The organism is Streptomyces sp. B15 (assembly GCF_018070605.1).
Taxonomy (GTDB): Bacteria; Actinomycetota; Actinomycetes; order Streptomycetales; family Streptomycetaceae; genus Streptomyces; species Streptomyces smyrnaeus.
In genome coordinates this window covers 1-16,733 of record NZ_JAGPXJ010000122.1, presented here as the reverse complement: position 1 = coordinate 16,733, position 16,733 = coordinate 1, and the positions used below count along the sequence as shown (strand labels likewise).

17 protein-coding genes and 1 pseudogene are annotated in these 16,733 nt (G+C 72.4%); 8 read left to right on the top strand and 10 right to left on the bottom strand.

Annotation, left to right across the window (positions count from 1 at the left end; all coding sequences use genetic code 11):
- A pseudogene (locus KBY19_RS32770) lies at positions 1 to 713 on the top strand (glycine dehydrogenase (aminomethyl-transferring)); the annotation flags it as partial.
- A gap of 151 nt (positions 714 to 864) precedes the next feature.
- On the opposite strand, the gene KBY19_RS32765 reads toward KBY19_RS32770, so the two are convergent.
- A complete protein-coding gene (locus KBY19_RS32765; protein ID WP_099878362.1) occupies positions 865 to 1,071 on the bottom strand; it encodes a DUF5999 family protein in 207 nt (68 codons plus the stop codon).
- A 310-nt stretch (positions 1,072 to 1,381) separates the two neighbouring features.
- Positions 1,382 to 2,089 (bottom strand): hypothetical protein, encoded by a 708-nt coding sequence (locus KBY19_RS32760; RefSeq protein ID WP_099878359.1) that lies wholly within the window; start codon positions 2,087 to 2,089, stop codon positions 1,382 to 1,384.
- A gap of 500 nt (positions 2,090 to 2,589) precedes the next feature.
- Between KBY19_RS32760 and KBY19_RS32755 the strand changes: the two genes are divergently transcribed.
- On the top strand, positions 2,590 to 4,086 hold the full coding sequence (locus KBY19_RS32755; protein ID WP_185016235.1) for a glutamate--cysteine ligase: 1,497 nt from the start codon (positions 2,590 to 2,592) through the stop codon (positions 4,084 to 4,086).
- A 301-nt stretch (positions 4,087 to 4,387) separates the two neighbouring features.
- On the top strand, positions 4,388 to 5,176 hold the full coding sequence (locus tag KBY19_RS32750) for a CPBP family intramembrane glutamic endopeptidase (RefSeq protein ID WP_099886305.1): 789 nt from the start codon (positions 4,388 to 4,390) through the stop codon (positions 5,174 to 5,176).
- 133 nt (positions 5,177 to 5,309) lie between these two features.
- Here KBY19_RS32750 and KBY19_RS32745 read toward each other — a convergent pair whose 3' ends face one another.
- Both KBY19_RS32745 and KBY19_RS32740 read right to left on the bottom strand, forming a co-directional pair.
- Positions 5,310 to 6,152: a PhzF family phenazine biosynthesis protein gene (locus tag KBY19_RS32745; protein WP_210967289.1), complete on the bottom strand. Its 843-nt coding sequence runs from the start codon at positions 6,150 to 6,152 to the stop codon at positions 5,310 to 5,312.
- A 143-nt stretch (positions 6,153 to 6,295) separates the two neighbouring features.
- Positions 6,296 to 7,159 (bottom strand): endo alpha-1,4 polygalactosaminidase, encoded by an 864-nt coding sequence (locus tag KBY19_RS32740; protein ID WP_185016233.1) that lies wholly within the window; start codon positions 7,157 to 7,159, stop codon positions 6,296 to 6,298.
- A gap of 229 nt (positions 7,160 to 7,388) precedes the next feature.
- Here KBY19_RS32740 and KBY19_RS32735 point away from each other — a divergent pair, with 229 nt between their 5' ends.
- From KBY19_RS32735 to KBY19_RS32725, 3 genes are all read left to right on the top strand, one after another.
- Positions 7,389 to 8,060 carry a PadR family transcriptional regulator gene (locus tag KBY19_RS32735; RefSeq protein ID WP_185016232.1) on the top strand — a complete coding sequence of 224 codons (672 nt, stop codon included), beginning with the start codon at positions 7,389 to 7,391 and terminating at the stop codon, positions 8,058 to 8,060.
- Between the two features lie 144 nt (positions 8,061 to 8,204).
- A complete protein-coding gene (locus KBY19_RS32730) occupies positions 8,205 to 8,741 on the top strand; it encodes a Clp protease N-terminal domain-containing protein (RefSeq protein WP_307843684.1) in 537 nt (178 codons plus the stop codon).
- A gap of 136 nt (positions 8,742 to 8,877) precedes the next feature.
- The gene (locus tag KBY19_RS32725) at positions 8,878 to 9,900 is read left to right on the top strand and encodes a DMT family transporter (protein ID WP_099878348.1); all 1,023 of its coding nucleotides are present in this window, start codon (positions 8,878 to 8,880) and stop codon (positions 9,898 to 9,900) included.
- Here the strand turns inward: KBY19_RS32725 and KBY19_RS32720 are convergent.
- Positions 9,887 to 10,561 (bottom strand): pyridoxamine 5'-phosphate oxidase family protein, encoded by a 675-nt coding sequence (locus KBY19_RS32720; protein WP_099878345.1) that lies wholly within the window; start codon positions 10,559 to 10,561, stop codon positions 9,887 to 9,889. The genes KBY19_RS32725 and KBY19_RS32720 overlap by 14 nt on opposite strands.
- 36 nt (positions 10,562 to 10,597) lie before the next feature.
- On the opposite strand from KBY19_RS32720, the gene KBY19_RS32715 reads away from it, so the two are divergent.
- Positions 10,598 to 11,929, top strand: a complete 1,332-nt coding sequence (locus tag KBY19_RS32715; protein ID WP_180289557.1) for an aminotransferase class I/II-fold pyridoxal phosphate-dependent enzyme — start codon at positions 10,598 to 10,600, stop codon at positions 11,927 to 11,929.
- A gap of 24 nt (positions 11,930 to 11,953) precedes the next feature.
- Here KBY19_RS32715 and KBY19_RS32710 read toward each other — a convergent pair whose 3' ends face one another.
- Positions 11,954 to 12,415 (bottom strand): pyridoxamine 5'-phosphate oxidase family protein, encoded by a 462-nt coding sequence (locus tag KBY19_RS32710; protein ID WP_185016228.1) that lies wholly within the window; start codon positions 12,413 to 12,415, stop codon positions 11,954 to 11,956.
- 165 nt (positions 12,416 to 12,580) lie between these two features.
- Between KBY19_RS32710 and KBY19_RS32705 the strand changes: the two genes are divergently transcribed.
- Positions 12,581 to 13,210: a cysteine hydrolase gene (locus KBY19_RS32705; protein ID WP_210956573.1), complete on the top strand. Its 630-nt coding sequence runs from the start codon at positions 12,581 to 12,583 to the stop codon at positions 13,208 to 13,210.
- 63 nt (positions 13,211 to 13,273) lie between these two features.
- Here KBY19_RS32705 and KBY19_RS32700 read toward each other — a convergent pair whose 3' ends face one another.
- The 4 genes from KBY19_RS32700 to KBY19_RS32685 form a co-directional block, all read right to left on the bottom strand.
- A complete protein-coding gene (locus KBY19_RS32700; protein ID WP_185016227.1) occupies positions 13,274 to 13,519 on the bottom strand; it encodes a ferredoxin in 246 nt (81 codons plus the stop codon).
- Between the two features lie 4 nt (positions 13,520 to 13,523).
- The gene (locus tag KBY19_RS32695) at positions 13,524 to 14,765 is read right to left on the bottom strand and encodes a cytochrome P450 (RefSeq protein WP_210967287.1); all 1,242 of its coding nucleotides are present in this window, start codon (positions 14,763 to 14,765) and stop codon (positions 13,524 to 13,526) included.
- Between the two features lie 71 nt (positions 14,766 to 14,836).
- Positions 14,837 to 15,628: an ABC transporter permease gene (locus tag KBY19_RS32690; protein WP_185016225.1), complete on the bottom strand. Its 792-nt coding sequence runs from the start codon at positions 15,626 to 15,628 to the stop codon at positions 14,837 to 14,839.
- A complete protein-coding gene (locus tag KBY19_RS32685; protein WP_210967286.1) occupies positions 15,628 to 16,632 on the bottom strand; it encodes an ATP-binding cassette domain-containing protein in 1,005 nt (334 codons plus the stop codon). The genes KBY19_RS32690 and KBY19_RS32685 overlap by 1 nt, the downstream gene beginning before the upstream one ends.
- Positions 16,633 to 16,733 lie beyond the last annotated feature (101 nt).

Here is a 16,733-nt window from a genome sequence, read left to right as displayed (position 1 = left end):
GCGTACGCGAGCACCTGGCGCCGTATCTGCCCAACCACCCGCTGCAGCCCGCCGCGGGTCCCGAGACGGGCATCGGGCCGGTCTCGGGGGCGCCGTGGGGCTCGGCCGGGATCCTGCCGATCTCCTGGGCGTATGTGCGGCTGATGGGCTCCGAGGGGCTGCGCAGGGCGACCCAGGTGGCGGTCCTGAGCGCCAACTACATCGCCAAGCGGCTGGAGCCGCACTACCCCGTGCTCTACACGGGCCCGAACGGGCTGGTGGCGCACGAGTGCATCATCGACGTACGCCCGCTGACCAAGCAGACGGGCGTGAGCATCGACGACGTCGCCAAGCGGCTGATCGACTACGGCTTCCACGCGCCGACGATGTCCTTCCCGGTCGCGGGAACGCTGATGATCGAGCCGACCGAGAGCGAGGACCTCAACGAGGTCGACCGGTTCTGCGAGGCGATGATCGCCATTCGTGCGGAGATCGAGAAGGTCGGTACGGGGGAGTGGGACAGGGAGGACAACCCGCTGCGCAACGCCCCGCACACCGCCGCGATGCTCGGCCGCGAGTGGCAGCAGGGCTACGGACGCGAGGAAGCCGTCTTCCCGGCCGGTGTGCAGGCGTCCGACAAGTACTGGCCGCCGGTGCGCCGGATCGACGGCGCCTACGGTGACCGCAACCTGGTCTGCTCCTGCCCGCCGATGGCGGAGTACGACGCGGGGTAGTGCGGAGCCGAGCGCTGTGGCGGAGCCCGTCGCGTATACCGTACGCCGACGGGCCCGCCGCAACGGACGGCACACCACCACGACAACGAGGGTTGCGGGGGGCCGGGGGGGCCCCCCCAACCCTCATCTGCGGTCGACCTGCCGCCGCGCGCTAGGCGGCGGTGATGACGTGGCGCGCGCCGAGCGGCTTGTGCGGCGCGATGATCTGGCCGTCCGGCAGCAACTCACCCGTGTCCTCGAAGAGCAGAACTCCGTTGCAGAGCAGGCTCCAGCCCTGCTCGGGGTGGTGGGCCACGGGGTGCGCGGCCTCCCTGTCGGCTGACTCCGCTGTCGGGCACGGTGGCTGGTGCTGGCACATTGTCGGTGTCGTCTTCCGTAGTGTTGTGGCGTCTGTCCTGCGGCTCTTGCTGTGCATGGCCGTTCCCCCGTAACCCCGTACGTTCCGGTCCATCTCCCAGTGTTCCGCTGCTGGCTCGAATCCGCAGGGATTTCGCGTCAGCTCGTACCCAACCGCACAGACGCATCACCCGGGCGGGCGGTTGCGCCCAACTGCGCGGCTGTTCCGGGGGGTTCGGGTAATCGCGAAGACTAGCCCATCCGGTGGAGCGCACAGCGGTGCAGGTGTGTCGCGGGACGGACGCCGGTCCCGCTCCGCCCCCGAGCCGGTCTCAGGCCGTACGCAGCAGCCCGGCCGTCTGCGGGTCCGTACCGGGAGCCGGCTGCGCCGGAGCCGCGGAGGCCACCAGTCTGCGCGTCAGTACGGGCAGCAGCGCATCCACCCGGTGCGCGGTGTGCGGGGCGATGCCGGGCGGCGCGGGGGCCAGCGGTATCAGCAGGTCGGCCGGGTCCGGTACGCCGCCGCACGGGTCGGCGGAGACCTCGGCGTGCAGCCACAGGGTGAGCATGTACAGCTCCGGCACCGACAGCAGCCGAGGCTGGTAGGGCGTCGGCAGCAGTTCGGCCTGGCGCATCGCCCGCACGGTCGACAGGACGTAGGGGCCCTGCCGGAACTGGCCGAAGGCCCAGCCGTCCGCCGTCAGTACGGCTTCCGCCGTGCCGACGTAGGAGCCCTGGGCGCCCTCACCGACGGTTCCGTCGTCGGACAGCAGGAAGCGCCAGCCGGTCAGCCGGGTGCGCGGGGAGGCGGTCGCCGGTTCGTCGGCGCGTTCGCCGACGCGCTCCACCGCGCGTTCGCGGGAGTGCGGCGCCACGCGTGCCATCTCGTACGCCGGGAGCGGGAGTTCGGGACGCAGGGGGCCCTGGGCGGTGCGCAGCGCCATGGGGGCTCGGGAGCCCCTGACCGCGCTCGGGGAGCCGAGAGCGGTCAGGACACTGCGCAGGGCGGGGGCCGGGGCCGAGGGTACGTGCAGCGGCATGGCGGGTCGCCTCTCTTGGGAGACACAAGGTGCTGGCGGGGGCGCGACGGCTGTGTCGGCGCGGGATGGGCCGCGAAAGCGGCTGGGAGGGGTCGACGGGGGCGGGCCGGGATCGCCAAGTCTCTGCCTCGTTCGCGCAGTTTATACGAGATGTGTTCGAGGAGTGTTTCCGCTAACGTGCCCCGTTGTTTCCCGTAAGGCCGTAACCGGTCGAATCCGCGGGCTTTTCACCTGCGGCGACGACGGGTACACGGGGATGACCTCGGAATCTGGGCCAAACGCGGTCGGCCGGAAGATGCCGGTGTTTTCACGGAAGCTGTGCCGCTGGGGCTGGACGCCGCCGTATGCCGAGGGAATGTGCCGTCCTGCATCCGCCAGCCTAGCGGCAGTTACCCGCCGCGTCAGCCCTGCCAGGCGTTATCCGCAGCGCGGCAGGGCATCATCGGTGCACGCTCGGCCGGGACCTCCGGCAGCATCCACCAGCAGGGAGGAAGCCCCCGATGGGAGAGAAGGTCGTCGCCGACAGGTTCGACCTGTCCGATCGACGGCGGTACCGACAGAAGCTGCACAAGTGCCTGCAGGGGCTGTGGCAGCTGCTGGAAGAGAAGAGGTTCGACCGGCCCAGGAATCTGATGGGGCTGGAGATCGAGCTGAATCTCTCGGACGCCCAAGGTCAGCCCCTCATGGTGAATGCGGAGGTTCTCCAGCACATCGCGAGCTCGGATTTCCAGACAGAACTGGGGCAGTTCAACCTCGAAGTGAATATCGTGCCGCACGCGCTCTCCGGAAGAGTCCTCGATCAGCTCGCCGAGGAACTTCGCACCGGGCTGGCCTACGCGGACCGGCAGGCCCGTGCGGTCGACGCGCGCATTGTCATGATCGGCACCCTGCCGACGCTCACGGCACGCGATCTGACCTTGGCCAACCTCACCGAGGGCGACCGCTACCGGCTGCTCAACGACCAGATCATGGCCGCACGCGGCGAGGAGATCTCCCTCGACATCGACGGTGTCGAACACCTGGTGAGCACCTCGGAGTCGATTGCGCCGGAGTCCGCCTGCACCTCCGTACAGCTCCATCTTCAGGTGACGCCCGGCCGGTTCGCCGACGTATGGAACGCGGCGCAGGCCGTCAGCGGCGCGCAGATCGCCATGGGCGCCAACTCGCCCTTCCTGTTCGGGCACGAGTTGTGGCGCGAGTCGCGGATCCCGCTCTTCCTCCAGGCCACCGACACCCGCCCGCCGGAGCTGAGCGCCCAGGGGGTACGCCCGCGCACCTGGTTCGGGGAGCGCTGGATCTCCTCCGCGTACGACCTGTTCGAGGAGAACCTGCGCTACTTCCCCGCGCTGCTGCCCATCTGCGACCAGGAGGACCCGCAGCGCGTGCTGGCCGCCGGCGGGGTGCCGGCGCTGCCGGAGCTGACCCTGCACAACGGCACCATCTACCGCTGGAACCGGCCCGTCTACGGGGTGATGGAGGGCGCCGCGCATCTGCGGGTGGAGAACAGGGTGCTGCCGGCCGGACCGACGGTGACCGATGTGCTGGCCAACGCCGCCTTCTACTACGGGCTGGTCCGGGCGCTGGCCGACGACCCGCGGCCGGTGTGGAACCGGATGCCGTTCGAGTACGCCGAGCGGAACTTCGACGCGGCCTGCCGGTACGGCATCGAGGCCGAGCTGTGGTGGCCGCGCTCGGGCCGGGGCACCGGGCTGGTACGGCAGCCCGCCACCCGGCTGGTGCGCAACGAGCTGCTGCCGCTGGCCGCGGCCGGGCTCGACGCCTGGGGGGTGGAGCCCGCGGACCGCGACCGGTACCTCTCGGTGATCGAGGAGCGCTGCCGACTGCGGGTCAACGGCGCCTCGTGGCAGGCGGCGGCCTACCACCGCGCGGTGGACTCCGGACTCGACCGGGAGAAGGCGCTGGCCGCCGTCGCCCGTGCCTACTGCGACCGCGCGGCGGACGGCGCCGCCGTACACACCTGGGGCGAGGGGCCGTAGCCGGACGTGCGGAGAACGGCCGGCACCGGGCACCCCGACCGGCGGTGTTCCCGGCGTGTCGCCGCGAGCCGTTCCGGGGCGCGGGGCCCCGACGTCCGCCTCCAGCGGCTGCCACAGCCCCTGGAGGCGGCGCACCGGGCCCCGCACGTCGGCGCACCGGGCCCCCGCACGTCGGCCGCACCGGAGCCGTCGGGCAAGCTGTGACGTGGCAGGTCCGGTGGCGGTGCGACAGGAGGAGACGGGATGAGCAGGGCGTCGGGAACTGGAGGTTCGTGTGCGCGCACAGGCGCCTGACGACCCGCTGCCCGCACCCGCGGCAGCCACCGCCGACGGGCTGCCGCGGCAGGCGCTCCGCAGCGAACTGCTGCTGGTGCTCGCCCTCTCGCTGGGAGCCAGCGCCGTCTCGTCGCTGATCAGCTTCGTCGGTGCGCTGACCCGACCGGGCGGGCTGGCCGACCAGGCCGCCCGGCTCAACTCCTCGCAGGCACCCGGCCGGCCCTGGCTCGACCTGGCCTGGCAGCTGTTCGGGATCGCGACCGCGCTGGTACCGGTCGCGCTGGTCGCGCACCTCCTGGTGCGTGAGGGCGCGGGCGGCCTGCGCGTACTCGGCTTCGACCGTCGCAGGCCCGCCTTCGACCTGAGCTGGGGCGCGGCTGCGGCGGCGGGTATCGGCGGCTGCGGCATCGGCCTGTATCTGCTGGCGCAGGCGGGCGGCTTCAACCTCACGGTGGAGCCCGAGTCACTGCCCGACGTGTGGTGGAAGTACCCGGTCCTGATCGCCTCCGCGGTGCAGAACTCCGTGCTGGAGGAGGTGATCGTCGTCGGCTATCTGCTGCGTCGGCTCGACCAGCTGGGCTGGTCGCCGCTCGCCTCGCTCTCCGCGAGCGCCGTGCTGCGCGGCTCCTACCACCTCTACCAGGGCATCGGCGGGTTCTTCGGCAATCTGGCGATGGGGCTCGTCTTCGGCCTCCTCTACCGGCGTTGGGGCCGCGTGGGGCCGCTGGTGGCGGCCCACGCGCTGATCGACATCGTCGCCTTCGTCGGCTACGCGCTGCTCGCGGGTCGGGTGGACTGGCTGCCCACGCCGTGAGATCGCGGCGATGAGCGGCACGGGCCGCCGCGCACACGCTGGTGTGGCGCCGCACCGTGCCGCACCGTGCCGTGCAGTGGCGTGCAGTGCTGTGGCGCGGCAGGGATCGCCGCAGGACTTGTCGCCGCAGGACTTACAGCCGTGTACGCAGCTTCGCGTCCAGCACCGTGATCGCCTGACCGTTCAGCAGGGTGCGGTCGCCGCGCAGTGTGGTGCGCACATAGCCGGTGCGGCGCGATGCCTGGAGGCCGGTCAGCGTGTCCCGCCCGAGCCGGCGTGACCACAGGGGCGCGAGCGCGGTGTGCGCGCTGCCGGTGACGGGGTCCTCCGGGAGCCCTTGGGAGGGTGCGAAGACGCGGGAGACGAAGTCGTGCCCCGGCTCGCCCGGCGTGGCGTGCGAGGACGGTGCCGCCGCGGCCGTCACCACCACGACCGGGGTGGGGAGCGCGGCGACGGCGGCGGATTCGGGGGCCAGTTCGCGCAACGTCTGCTCGTCGGCGAGCTCCAGCACCAGCATCCCCAGCGTGCCGGTGCCCCAGGCGGCCACGGCGTCGGCGCCGAGGGCCTGCGGGACGCCGTCCGGCACCGGGACCGGCGCCGGACGGGCGGTGGGGAAGTCGAGGGTGAGCGTGCCGTCCGGCTCCCGGGTGGCGCTGAGCACCCCGCTGCGGGTACGGAAGCGCACCCGCTCGCCCTCGCCCAGCAGGCCGTCCTCGGCGAGCACATGGGCGGTGGCGAGCGTGGCGTGACCGCACATGTCCACCTCCGTCGTCGGTGTGAACCAGCGCAGTGCCCAGTCGGCTTCCGGGTCGCCGGGCACCGGGTGCGCGTAGGCGGTCTCGGACAGGTTGAGCTCGGCTGCGACGGCCTGGAGGCGGGAGTCGTCCGGCGGTCCGTCCTCATCCATCAGGACGACGGCGGCGGGGTTCCCGGTGTAGGGCCGGGCGGCGAACGCGTCAACGGTACGGAGTCTCATGGCCCGGGACGGTACGACGCCGGGGCGGCCGGGGGCAGCGCCAATTCCCCGCGTGTGGCTTGAACGGCTGTGCGAGAGGCACTGCTGGGGTGCGGGGTGCCCCGGGATGCGCGCTGCCGACCCCGGAGCCGGCCGAGCCGGGCTCAGCAGCGTTCGTACAGGTGCCTGTCCTCTCCCTCCGGCCGGACGTCCAGGTCCCGCCGGACGATCGACAGCCGCTCGCCCCACGTGCGGCAGGCCGCCGCGAGCCCCTTGGCCGTGTACTCGACGTCCAGCACCCGGTCGTCGTACGCCTTCGCGTAACTCCCGCACTCCCGGTACTGCCCGCACTCCTCCGTCACGGCGAAGTCGAACCCCATCGCGTCGCGCTGCCCCAGCAGCTCCTGGGCGTTCTTCTGGCCGGCCGCCATCCCGCTCCGGTGCGCGCGCCGGGTCAGCAGTGCGGCGAACTTCACGTTGTCGCCCCGGGTGAGGCGCTTTCCGGAGCGCTCGTAGGAGTCGAGGTTGTCCAGTTCGACCGCCTGGAACCCCTTGTCGGCGCAGCCCTCGATCCAGCCGCCGACGATACGGGCCAGCGCCTTGCGGCGCGTGGCGGTGGAGGTGTCGAGCAGTGCCTCGTTCCAGTCGGTGTCCATCACCGGCTTGCCGCCCGCCCCGTGCAGCACCAGGTCGGGGTGGTTCCGCTGCCACCAGTCCAGGGCGTCGGGCTGGGCCTGGAAGCCGTTGACGTAGCAGATGCTGTACCGCCCGGCAGCGGGCTTGTGCGCGCGGTCCCGGGAGACCACGCGCACCCCGTCGGGCGGCGGGTAGGCGCCGCCGATCTGGTAGTCGAAGCCCGCGTGTACGGGAGGCGGTGCGGGCCGGTCCGCCGTGGAGGCGCGGTCGCGCTCCGGGGAGCGCTCGCCCGGTTCGCCGCCGCAGCCGGCGAGCACGGCCACCGCGAGAAGGGCGGCGACGAGCGCCGGAACCCGGCGGTTGCGGTCCGCTGAGACGACACGGGTGGACATACGGGCGGCTCCTGACGCTTGCGGGAAGGCGCCGGCCGCCCCCGGCGCCCAGCTTACGGAGCCGGCCGTGGCCCGTCCGGGGAGCTCCCCGTACGGCAGAAGGGCAGGTCGGTGGGGTGGTGGCCGGTGCTCGGCCGCGCCATGGCGGCAGGTGCTTGTCGACCGATGCGTTCCGATATATCGTTGAAGCATCACGACAGATCAAAGATACGATGTGAAGGAGTCGGCGATGTATCCCTACGGAACGGAACACGAAATGGAACAGGGCGCTCGGCAGTACGGCCCGGGCCGCGAGCGTGGCGGAGGGGGAGCCGGTGGCGGCCCCTGTGGCCCGCACGGTCATGGCCCGGGCCGCGGATACGGACCCGGGCGGGGGCGTGCGGCCTTCGGCCCCTTCGGGTCGCCCTTCGGCGGCGGGCCCTTCGGCGGCCGTGGGCGCGGCCGGGGCGGACCCCGGGGCCGGGCGCGGCGCGGCGATGTCAGGGCGTCGATCCTCGCGCTGCTCAAGGACCGCCCGATGCACGGCTACGAGATGATCCAGGAGATCGCCGAACGCAGTGGCGGCGCCTGGAAGCCCAGCCCCGGCTCCGTCTACCCGACCCTCCAACTGCTGGAGGACGAAGGGCTGATCGTCAGTCAGAGCGAGGGTGGCAAGAAGCACTTCTCGCTCACCGACGCGGGCCGGACCGAGGCCGCGGCCGGCGCGGAGGCCCCCTGGGAGGACGCGGGGCGCGGTGCCGACTGGGAGGCCCTGCAGGAGGTGCGTACCGCGGCCGGAGGGCTCGCTTCGGCCTTCCAGCAGGTGTGGGCGACAGGCACCGAGGAGCAGCGGGAAAAGGCGCTCCGGGTCGTCAACGACGCCCGCAAGAGTCTCTATCTGATCCTCGCCGAGGAAGACTGAGGCCCCGCCGCTCCGCAGGACGCGGAGTCGCGTGTCTCCTTCCCAAGGAGGAGACATCCGACATCCGCGCCCACCCATGGGGGGACCGGCATATGCCACGGCACGCCGATGATTTTTCACAGGTGTGTGTGGTGTGGTGGTTCGGTGCACAGCTCTACACCGCCCAGTCTCTCGGCCGAAGCGGGGTTCGACGCCGCCGTCGACCCGCAGGCCAGCGCTGCGCTGGCCGATGTGATCGCGACCGCGCGCCGCCGTGCGGCGCGGGACGGCGACCGGCAGATCGACACGGCGCACCTGCTGCACAGCCTGCTGGAGTCCGACAGCGGCACCTGGGAGCTGCTGGACGGCGGCGGCTCGCAGATCGGCAAGCTGCTCGGCTATCTCGTGCAGCGCAGCATCGGTTACGGCCTGCGCTGGCAGAGCACGGTGGAGGATTCCGGCGCCGTGCCGGCCGTCTCCGACCAGCCCGGTGCGGTGCCCGGGTGGTCGCCCAGCGCGCAGGCGGCCCTGGAGCTCGCCGCCCGCCGCGCCGAGCGGCTGGGGAGGGCGCGGACGGAGGGCGTCGACCTGTTCGCCGGTGTGGTTGCCGCCCCGGAGTGCCGGGGCGCGGAGGTGCTGCGCCGCGCGGGGGTCGACGTGGAAGAGCTGGCCGCCCGGCTCGGGGTCGCCGACGGCGCCTGAGGGCACCTCGTGGCGACTGATCGGCGCGTCTCCTCGGCGGCAGGGGGCCGTGCGCCGACGGCCCGGAGCTGACCGGACGGTGGATGTCAGGGGTCTCGGGGATGACACTCCTGTCGGCGCTTGAGATGATGCGGCGATGCGCACCGACTCGTCCACCACGGGCGTCTCCCGTGCCCGCACCTCGGGCCTCGTTCTCGCGTTGGTCTCCGCCTGCGCGTTCGGCAGTTCGGGCGTCGCGGCCAAACCGCTCATCGAGGCCGGACTGGAGCCCCTGCACGTCACCTGGCTGCGCGCCGCGGGCGGGGCGCTGGTCATGCTGCCGCTGGCCTGGCGGCACCGGGCGCTGGTACGGGAGCGGCCGTGGCTGTTGGTGGGCTTCGGGCTGCTCGCGGTCGCCGGTGTGCAGGCCTTCTACTTCACCGCGCTCTCCCGCATCCCGGTCGGCGTCGCGCTGCTGATCGAGTATCTGGCCCCCGCACTGGTGCTGCTGTGGGTGCGGTTCGTCCAGCGCCGTGCGGTGACACGGGCCGCCGCCGTCGGCATGGTGCTCGCGGTCGGGGGCCTCAGCTGTGTCGTCGAGGTGTGGGCCGGGCTGCGGCTCGACGGGCTCGGACTGCTGCTCGCGCTGGGAGCCGCCTGCTGCCAGGTGGGGTACTTCGTGCTCTCGGACCACGGCAGCAGCGTCGAGGAGGGCGACGCGGCCAGGCCGCCCGCCGACCCGATCGGGGTCATCGCCTATGGACTGCTGATCGGCGCGCTGGCGCTGACCGTGGTCGCCAGGCCCTGGCACACCGACTGGTCGGTTCTCGGCGGCAGCGCCCAGTTGCAGGGCACCGAGGTGCACGGGCTGGCGCTGCTGGTCTGGATCGTGCTGGTGGCCACCGCGACCGCATATCTGACCGGGGTCGTTTCGGTACGGCGGCTGTCTCCTGCGGTGGCGGGTGTGGTGGCCTGCCTGGAGGCGGTCATCGCCACGGTGCTCGCCTGGGTGCTGCTCGGCGAGCACTTGAGCGCCGTCCAGTTGACGGGTGGTGCCGTGGTGCTGCTGGGCGCCTTCATCGCCCAGCGTTCCACCCCCAAGGCGCCGGCCGACGACGCCGCACCGGTGGCCGGGTCCACCGGTCCCGCCGGTGCGGCGGCGGACGTCAGCGCGCGGTGAGGTAGCCGGGCAGCGGGATGTCCGGCGAGAGGTCGTCGGCCGGTATCGGAGCGCCGTGGACGGTGGAGACGGGCAGTACGCCGCTCCAGTACGGCAGGTCGAGGTCTTCCGGCTCGTCGTTGGGCCCGCCGGTGCGGGACTTCGCCGAGACCTCGTCCAGGTCCAACCGGACCACGGCAGTGGCGGCCAACTCCTTCGGATTCGCCCTGCGCGAGTCGTCGGCCCGGCCCGGTACGGCGTTCTCCACGATCGCGTCCAGCGCCAGCAGCCGTTCCTCCTGGTCGGTGACCTGGTGTGCGAGGCCGTGCGCCACCACGGAGCGGTAGTTGACCGAGTGGTGGAAGGCCGACTTGGCCAGAACCAGCCCGTCCAGGTGGGTGACCGTCACACACACCGGCACCCCGGCGTCGTTCCGGCCCGCCTCGCGCAGCGGGCGGGAGCCCGTGGAGCCGTGCACATACAGCCGTTCCCCCACCCGGGCGTACAGCGTGGGCAGTACGACAGGCGCGCCGTCCCGGACGAAGCCGAGATGGCACAGGTAGCCCGCGTCGAGGATGGCGTGCACCGATTCGCGGTCGTAGGCCATGCGCTCGCGCGCCCGGCTGCCGGTGGTGCGCGCGGTGGGGGTGTAGGTCGCCGGGGTGGAGGGCGAGTCGGCCATTGCACTCTCCTATTGCACTAGTGCATAATGTTGTTTGTGCTAGGAGACTACCGGATCGAAGGTCGTGGCGCAGCAGAGATCGCGGACAGCGTCGAGCGGGGCGTGGGCAGTGGTGCGCTCGCGCCGGGCGAACTGCTGCCGCCGCTGCGGGAGCTGGCGGCCGAGCTGGGCGTGAACCCCAACACCGTGGCTGCCGCGTACCGCACCCTGCGTGACCGCGGCGTCATCGAGACCGCGGGGCGACGGGGCAGCCGGATCCGGCAGCGGCCGGCCACCGCACCCCGCGAATCCGTCCGGGTCGAGCCCCCCGCGGGTGGTGTCGACATCTCCACCGGTAACCCCGACCCCGCGCTGCTTCCGCCGCTCGCCACCGCCTTCGCCGCCTCGGCCGACCGGGCGGCACGCGCCCCGGTGCTCTACGGCGCACCGGACGCCGACCCCGGGTTCGCGGCGCTGGCCCGGGCGGCGCTGGATGCCGACGGGGTGCCCGCCGGGCCGCTCGCCGTCACTTCCGGTTCGCTCGACGCCATCGAGCGTGTCCTGGCGGCACATCTGCGCCCCGGTGACGCCGTCGCCGTCGAGGACCCCGGCTGGGGCAGCCTGCTGGACCTCGTCCCCGCGCTCGGACTGCGCCCGCTGCCCGTGGCCGTGGACGACGACGGACCGCTCCCCGCCGAACTGGCGCGTGCCCTCGGTCAGGGGGCACGCGCTGCCGTCGTCACCGACCGCGCGCAGAACCCGACGGGCGCCGCTGTCTCGCAAGCCCGCGCCCGGGAACTGCGGGCCGTGCTGAGGGGTCACCCCGGGACGCTGCTGATCGAGGACGACCACGGGCACGGCATCGTCGACCTCCCGCTGCATCCCCTCGCGGGCGTCACCCGTATGTGGGCGCTGGTGCGTTCGACCGCCAAGGCTTACGGCCCCGATCTGCGCCTGGCCGTACTGACGGGTGACCCGCTCACCGTCGACCGGGTCCGTGGCCGCCAACGGCTGGGCCCCGGCTGGGTCAGCCACCTGCTGCAGCGCGCCGTCGCCCACCTGTGGGAGACCGGCGCGGCGGACCCGGCGCGGGTGGCCGACGGGTACGGCACCCGGCGCACGGCGCTGGTGGACGCGCTCGCCGCGCGGGGCGTCACCGCGCGGGGACGCAGCGGTATGAACGTATGGGTGCCGGTGCGGGACGAGACCGGTCCGGTGGCGCGGCTGCTCCAGGCCGGCTGGGCGGTGGCCCCCGGCGCCCGCTTCCGGCTCGCGTCCCCGCCGGGGCTGCGCGTGACCGTCTCGCCGCTGGCCCCGGGCGACATCGACCGCCTCGCCGACGACCTCGCCATGGCGCTGCGTCCGGCGGAGGCGGGGCGCTACGACTGACCCGGGCGGCGCAGGTTCCGCCGCTCACAGCTTGCGGAAGTCCCAGGAGACGACCGACTCGGGCACCAACTTCAGCCAGGCGTGCCGCCCGTCGTACGGCATCTGCGCCATACCGAAGTACTTGGCCGGGAACAGCCGTTCCACCTCGGCCAGTTCCGGGAAGGGCGCACCGCTGCGCGGAGCCTCCCCGACGAACTCGGCGCTGCCGGACAGTTCGACGCCGCGCAACTGCCCGTACTCCTCGCCGTCGTCCACCAGCACGGCGAGCCGGGGGTCGTTGCACAGCTGCGTCCACCGTCTGCTGCGGACGAGCGAGTACAGCCACAGCGCCTCGCCGTCCCAGCAGAACCACAGCGCGCCCACATGCGGTGCCCCCTGCCGGCTCACCGTGGCGACCCGGCAGGTGCGCTGGGCGCGCAGGAAGGCGTCGCGTTCTGCCGGCGTCATCATGATCCGGCGTCCTCGCCGCTGCTGTGCGTCGGCCATGCGTCTCCGCCTTCCCGAGCCGAACCGGGTGTTCCCGACCGAGCTGTTGCTGACGAATCGTCAGGAAATCATGATGGCTCTTCCCGTCCGACGCAATGGTCCCTATCCTGCGGGCGCCCCGACGACCCGGCGCCCGCAAGCCCCCACGACGGAAGGGAAACAGGGATGCCTCCGACCGACCGGCTCGCCGCCCAGCTCGACCCCGCCACCACCGCACTGCTGACGGTCGAATGCCAACGCGGCGTCGTCGGCGAGGAGAGCGCCCTGCCCGAACTCGCCCGCCAGGTACGGAGCACGGGTGTGCTGGACCGGATCGCGCAACTGACCGCCACCGCCCACCGGGCCGGCGTCCAGGTGCTGCATGCCGTCGCCGAGCGCCGCCCCGACGGCAGGGGAGCCGGCCGGAACGCGCGGCTGTTCCGCGCGGCGGAGCGGCTCGCCGTACAGCAGTTGACGGGATCGACCGCCGTGCGGGTCGCCGAGCCCGTCCCGGTGGCCGACCAGGACCTCGTCGTACGGCGGCTGCACGGGCTCTCGCCGCTCGCCGGCACGGACGTGGACGCGCTGCTGCGCAACCTCGGCGTGCGTACGCTCGTGGTCACCGGTGTCTCGGCGAACGTGGCGGTGCCCAACGCCGTCTTCGACGCCGTCAACCTCGGCTACACCGCCGTGGTACCGGCCGACGCCATCGCCGGGGTGCCCGCCGACTACACCGCCGCGCTGGTGCGTCACACCCTGGCGCTCGTCGCGACGGTCACCACAGCCGACGAGGTGGCGGGCTGCTGGCGGGACTGAACAACCGCTCGTCCTGGCAGGGGCCCTGACCCTGGACCGGGCGCGGGGTCGTCCGGGCCGCTGTCAGCCTTCTGTGCGGAGTCGTCCGCCCTCACCCGTGTCGAGGGTGATGGCCCCGGCGGGGCAGAGGACGACGGCCGTGCGGGCGGCTGCCCGGTGCTCGGGGCCCGGGGCGGGGCGCAGCAGCACCACCAGGCCTTCCTCGTCGTCCTGGTCGAAGACCTCCGGAGCCGTCAGGGCGCACATACCCGCCCCGGCGCAGCGCCCACGGTCGACGCTCAGCAGCAGCGGCTGCGGTGTGTCGCTCATGGTGCTACTCCTTGTCCCAGATGACGGGCAGGCTGATCACGCCGTAGATGTTGGAGCGGTCGCGCAGCGGCACCTCCTGCGGCGGCACCGCGAGGCGCAGGGTGGGGAAGCGGGCGAACAGCGCGGGGAACGCGACGGTCATCTCGACGCGGGCGAGTTGCTGGCCGAGGCACTGGTGGGCGCCGTGGCCGAAGGCCAGGTGTCCGGTGGCCCCGCGGTGGAGGTCGAGCCGGTCGGGGTCGGGAAACCTGCGCGGGTCGCGGTTGGCGGCCTGCACGGACACGGTCACCGTCTCACCCGCCCGGATCAACCGGCCCTCAACCTCGACGTCTTCGAGCGCGGCCCGCGGAATCGGGTCGGCCACGCTGAGGTAGCGCAGCAACTCCTCCACGGTCCGCCCGGTGAGAGCGGGGTCGGCGCGCAGGGCGTCGAGCTGGTCGGGGTTGCTCAGCAGGGCGAAGGTGCCCAGGCCGAGCATGTTCGCGGTGGTGTCGAGACCGGCGGCCAGCAGCAGCCCGCCGATTCCCGCCAGCTCCTCGTCGGTGAGGTCGGAGGTGGTCAGATCGCTGAGCAGGTCGTCGGTGGGCTCGGCGCGCTTGGCGAGCACCAGTTCGTTCAGGTAGTGGGACAGCGCCGTACAGGCGTCACCCTTCGCCTCCACCTCCGCCATCTGGTCGAAGAGGGCCGCCACCTGGCTCTGGAAGCGCTCCCGGTCGGCGTACGGCACCCCGAGCAGCTCGCAGATCATGAGTGCGGGTACGGGCTGAGCGAAGGCCGCCACCAGGTCGGCCGTGGGCCCGGCCGCTTCCATGGCGTCCAGGCACTCGGTGGTGAAGTGCTCGACGCGCTCGGTGAGGCGACGCATGCGGCGGACGGTGAACTTCCCCGTGAGCAGGCGCCGGTAGCGGGTGTGCTCGGGGGCGTCGAGGCCGATGATGTCGCCGACCGGCGCCGGCGGCAGCTGTTCGGGCAGCCCCGCCATCGGTATCGGCGGGTGCAGGAGTTCGTAGCGTGAGCTGAAGCGCGGGTCGGACAGAACCGCGCGGGCCGCGGCATGGCCGGTGACCAGCCAACCGATGTGTCCGTCGGCGCAGCGCATCCGGCGCAGCGGCTCGTCGCTCGGCGCGGTGAGTCCGGCGGGCGGGTCGAAGGGGCAGCCGGTGCGCCGGTCGGTGGGCAGGGCGGGCGGCTCTTCGGTGGCGTCGGCGTCGGGGTCGGGGCCGTTGGCCGTCGGGTCGTACGACATGGGTCCTCCTGCAAGCGTCGTGCGGAACGTGGAAGGTCCGGATCGGCGCACCGGCTCGATCGGCGCGGTGGTTACCGCTTGGCACCGGCCTTGAAGGTGCGGCGCGCCCACACGTAGCCGACCAGGCACAGCGCCACGCACCAGGTGAGGCCGACGGCCGCGCTGGAGCCGATGCCGGTGCCGAGCCACAGGCCGCGCAGGGTCTCGATGATCGGTGTGAACGGCTGGTTCTCGGCGAACCAGCGCAGACCGGTGGGCATGGAGTCGGTGGGCACGATGGCGCTGCCGATGAACGGCATGAACGTCAGCGGCATCGGTATGTTGCTGGCGGTCTCCGGGTTCTTGGCGACCAGGCCGATGCCCGCGGAGATCCAGGTCAAGGCCAGGGTGAGCACGGTGAGCAGACCGAGCGCCGCGACCCACTCGACGGGCGTGGCGTCGGGGCGGAAGCCCATCAGGAGGGCGGCGCCGGTGACGAGGGCCATGCTGGTCATCGTCTGGATCACACTGCCGACGACATGGCCGGTCAGGAACGAGGCCCGGGAGATCGGCATCGTACGGAAGCGGTTGACGATTCCCTCGGTCTTGTCGACACACACGCTGACCGCGGTGGTCAGGGCGCCGGAGGTGGCGGCCATCAGAATGATGCCGGGCGCGACGTAGTCGATGTAGTCGCCGCCGCCGGTGGGCATGCCGCTGATGCCGGTGCCAAGGGCGCTGCCGAAGACGTAGTTGAACAGCAGCAGCATCATCAGGGGCATGAGGACGACGGCGAGCGTCAGTGACGGGTAGCGCATGGCCTTCTTGAGGTTGCGCCGCAGCATCGTCCTGGAGTCTCTCGCGGCGTAGGACAGGGTGGCCATCAGGCGTTCTCCTTGGACGAGTCGACGGCGTCGGTGGGGCGGGAGTGACCGGTGAGGGTCAGGAAGACGTCGTCGAGGTCGGGGGTGTGCACGGTGAGCGACTCGGCCTGGACGGCGGTGGCCTCCAGGGCGTCGAGGACGGCCCGCAGATTGGCAATGGAGCCGTCGCTGGGGATCTGCAGGGCGAGGGACTCCTCGTCGCGGGTGGCGATACCGAAGATTCCCGTGGCGGTCTCCAGGTTCTGGGCGTCGGCGAACCGCACCCGGATGTGGCCGCCGGGGATGCGCTGCTTCAGCTCCTCGGCAGTGCCCTCGGCGATTAGCCTGCCCTGGTCCAGCACGGCGATGCGGTCGGCGAGTTGATCGGCCTCTTCGAGGTACTGGGTGGTCAGAAAGATCGTCACGCCGTCGTCGGCGACCAGACCGCGGATGATCTCCCACATGGTGCGCCGGCTGCGCGGGTCGAGTCCGGTGGTGGGCTCGTCGAGGAAGATGATCCGCGGATCGCCGACCAGGGTCATCGCCAGGTCCAGCTTGCGCCGCATACCGCCGGAGAAGGTGTGGGCGGTCTTGTCCGCCACCTCGGCCAACTCGAAGCGGCGCAGCAGGTTCTTGGCCCGCCGCCTGCCCTCACGCCGGTCGAGGTGGTGCAGATCGGCCATCAGGAGCAGGTTCTCCTCGGCCGTCAGCAGATTGTCGACGGCCGAGAACTGGCCGGTGACGCCGATCGCGGAGCGCACCGCGTCGGCGGCCCGGGTCAGATGGCAGCCTGCGACCTGGACCTCGCCCGCGTCGGCGTCGATGAGGGTGGAGAGGATCTCCACCGTGGTGGTCTTGCCGGCGCCGTTGGGCCCCAGCAGCGCGAAGACGGTGCCTTCGGCGATGTTCAGGTCGATGCCGTCGAGCACGAGTTTGTCGCCGTAGGACTTGCGCAGCCCCTCGGCGGTGATCGCCGGCGCCGTCGCCTTCGGGGCGGTCGGCGCGGATGTCCGGGTGGCAGTCATGCCGCTTTCCTCTCCGGGATGGGACGTTTGTCGGCGGTACGCGGAGTCAGGCGCGGCGGACGATGATGTCGCCGACCCCGCCGCGGGCGGACACGTCGACG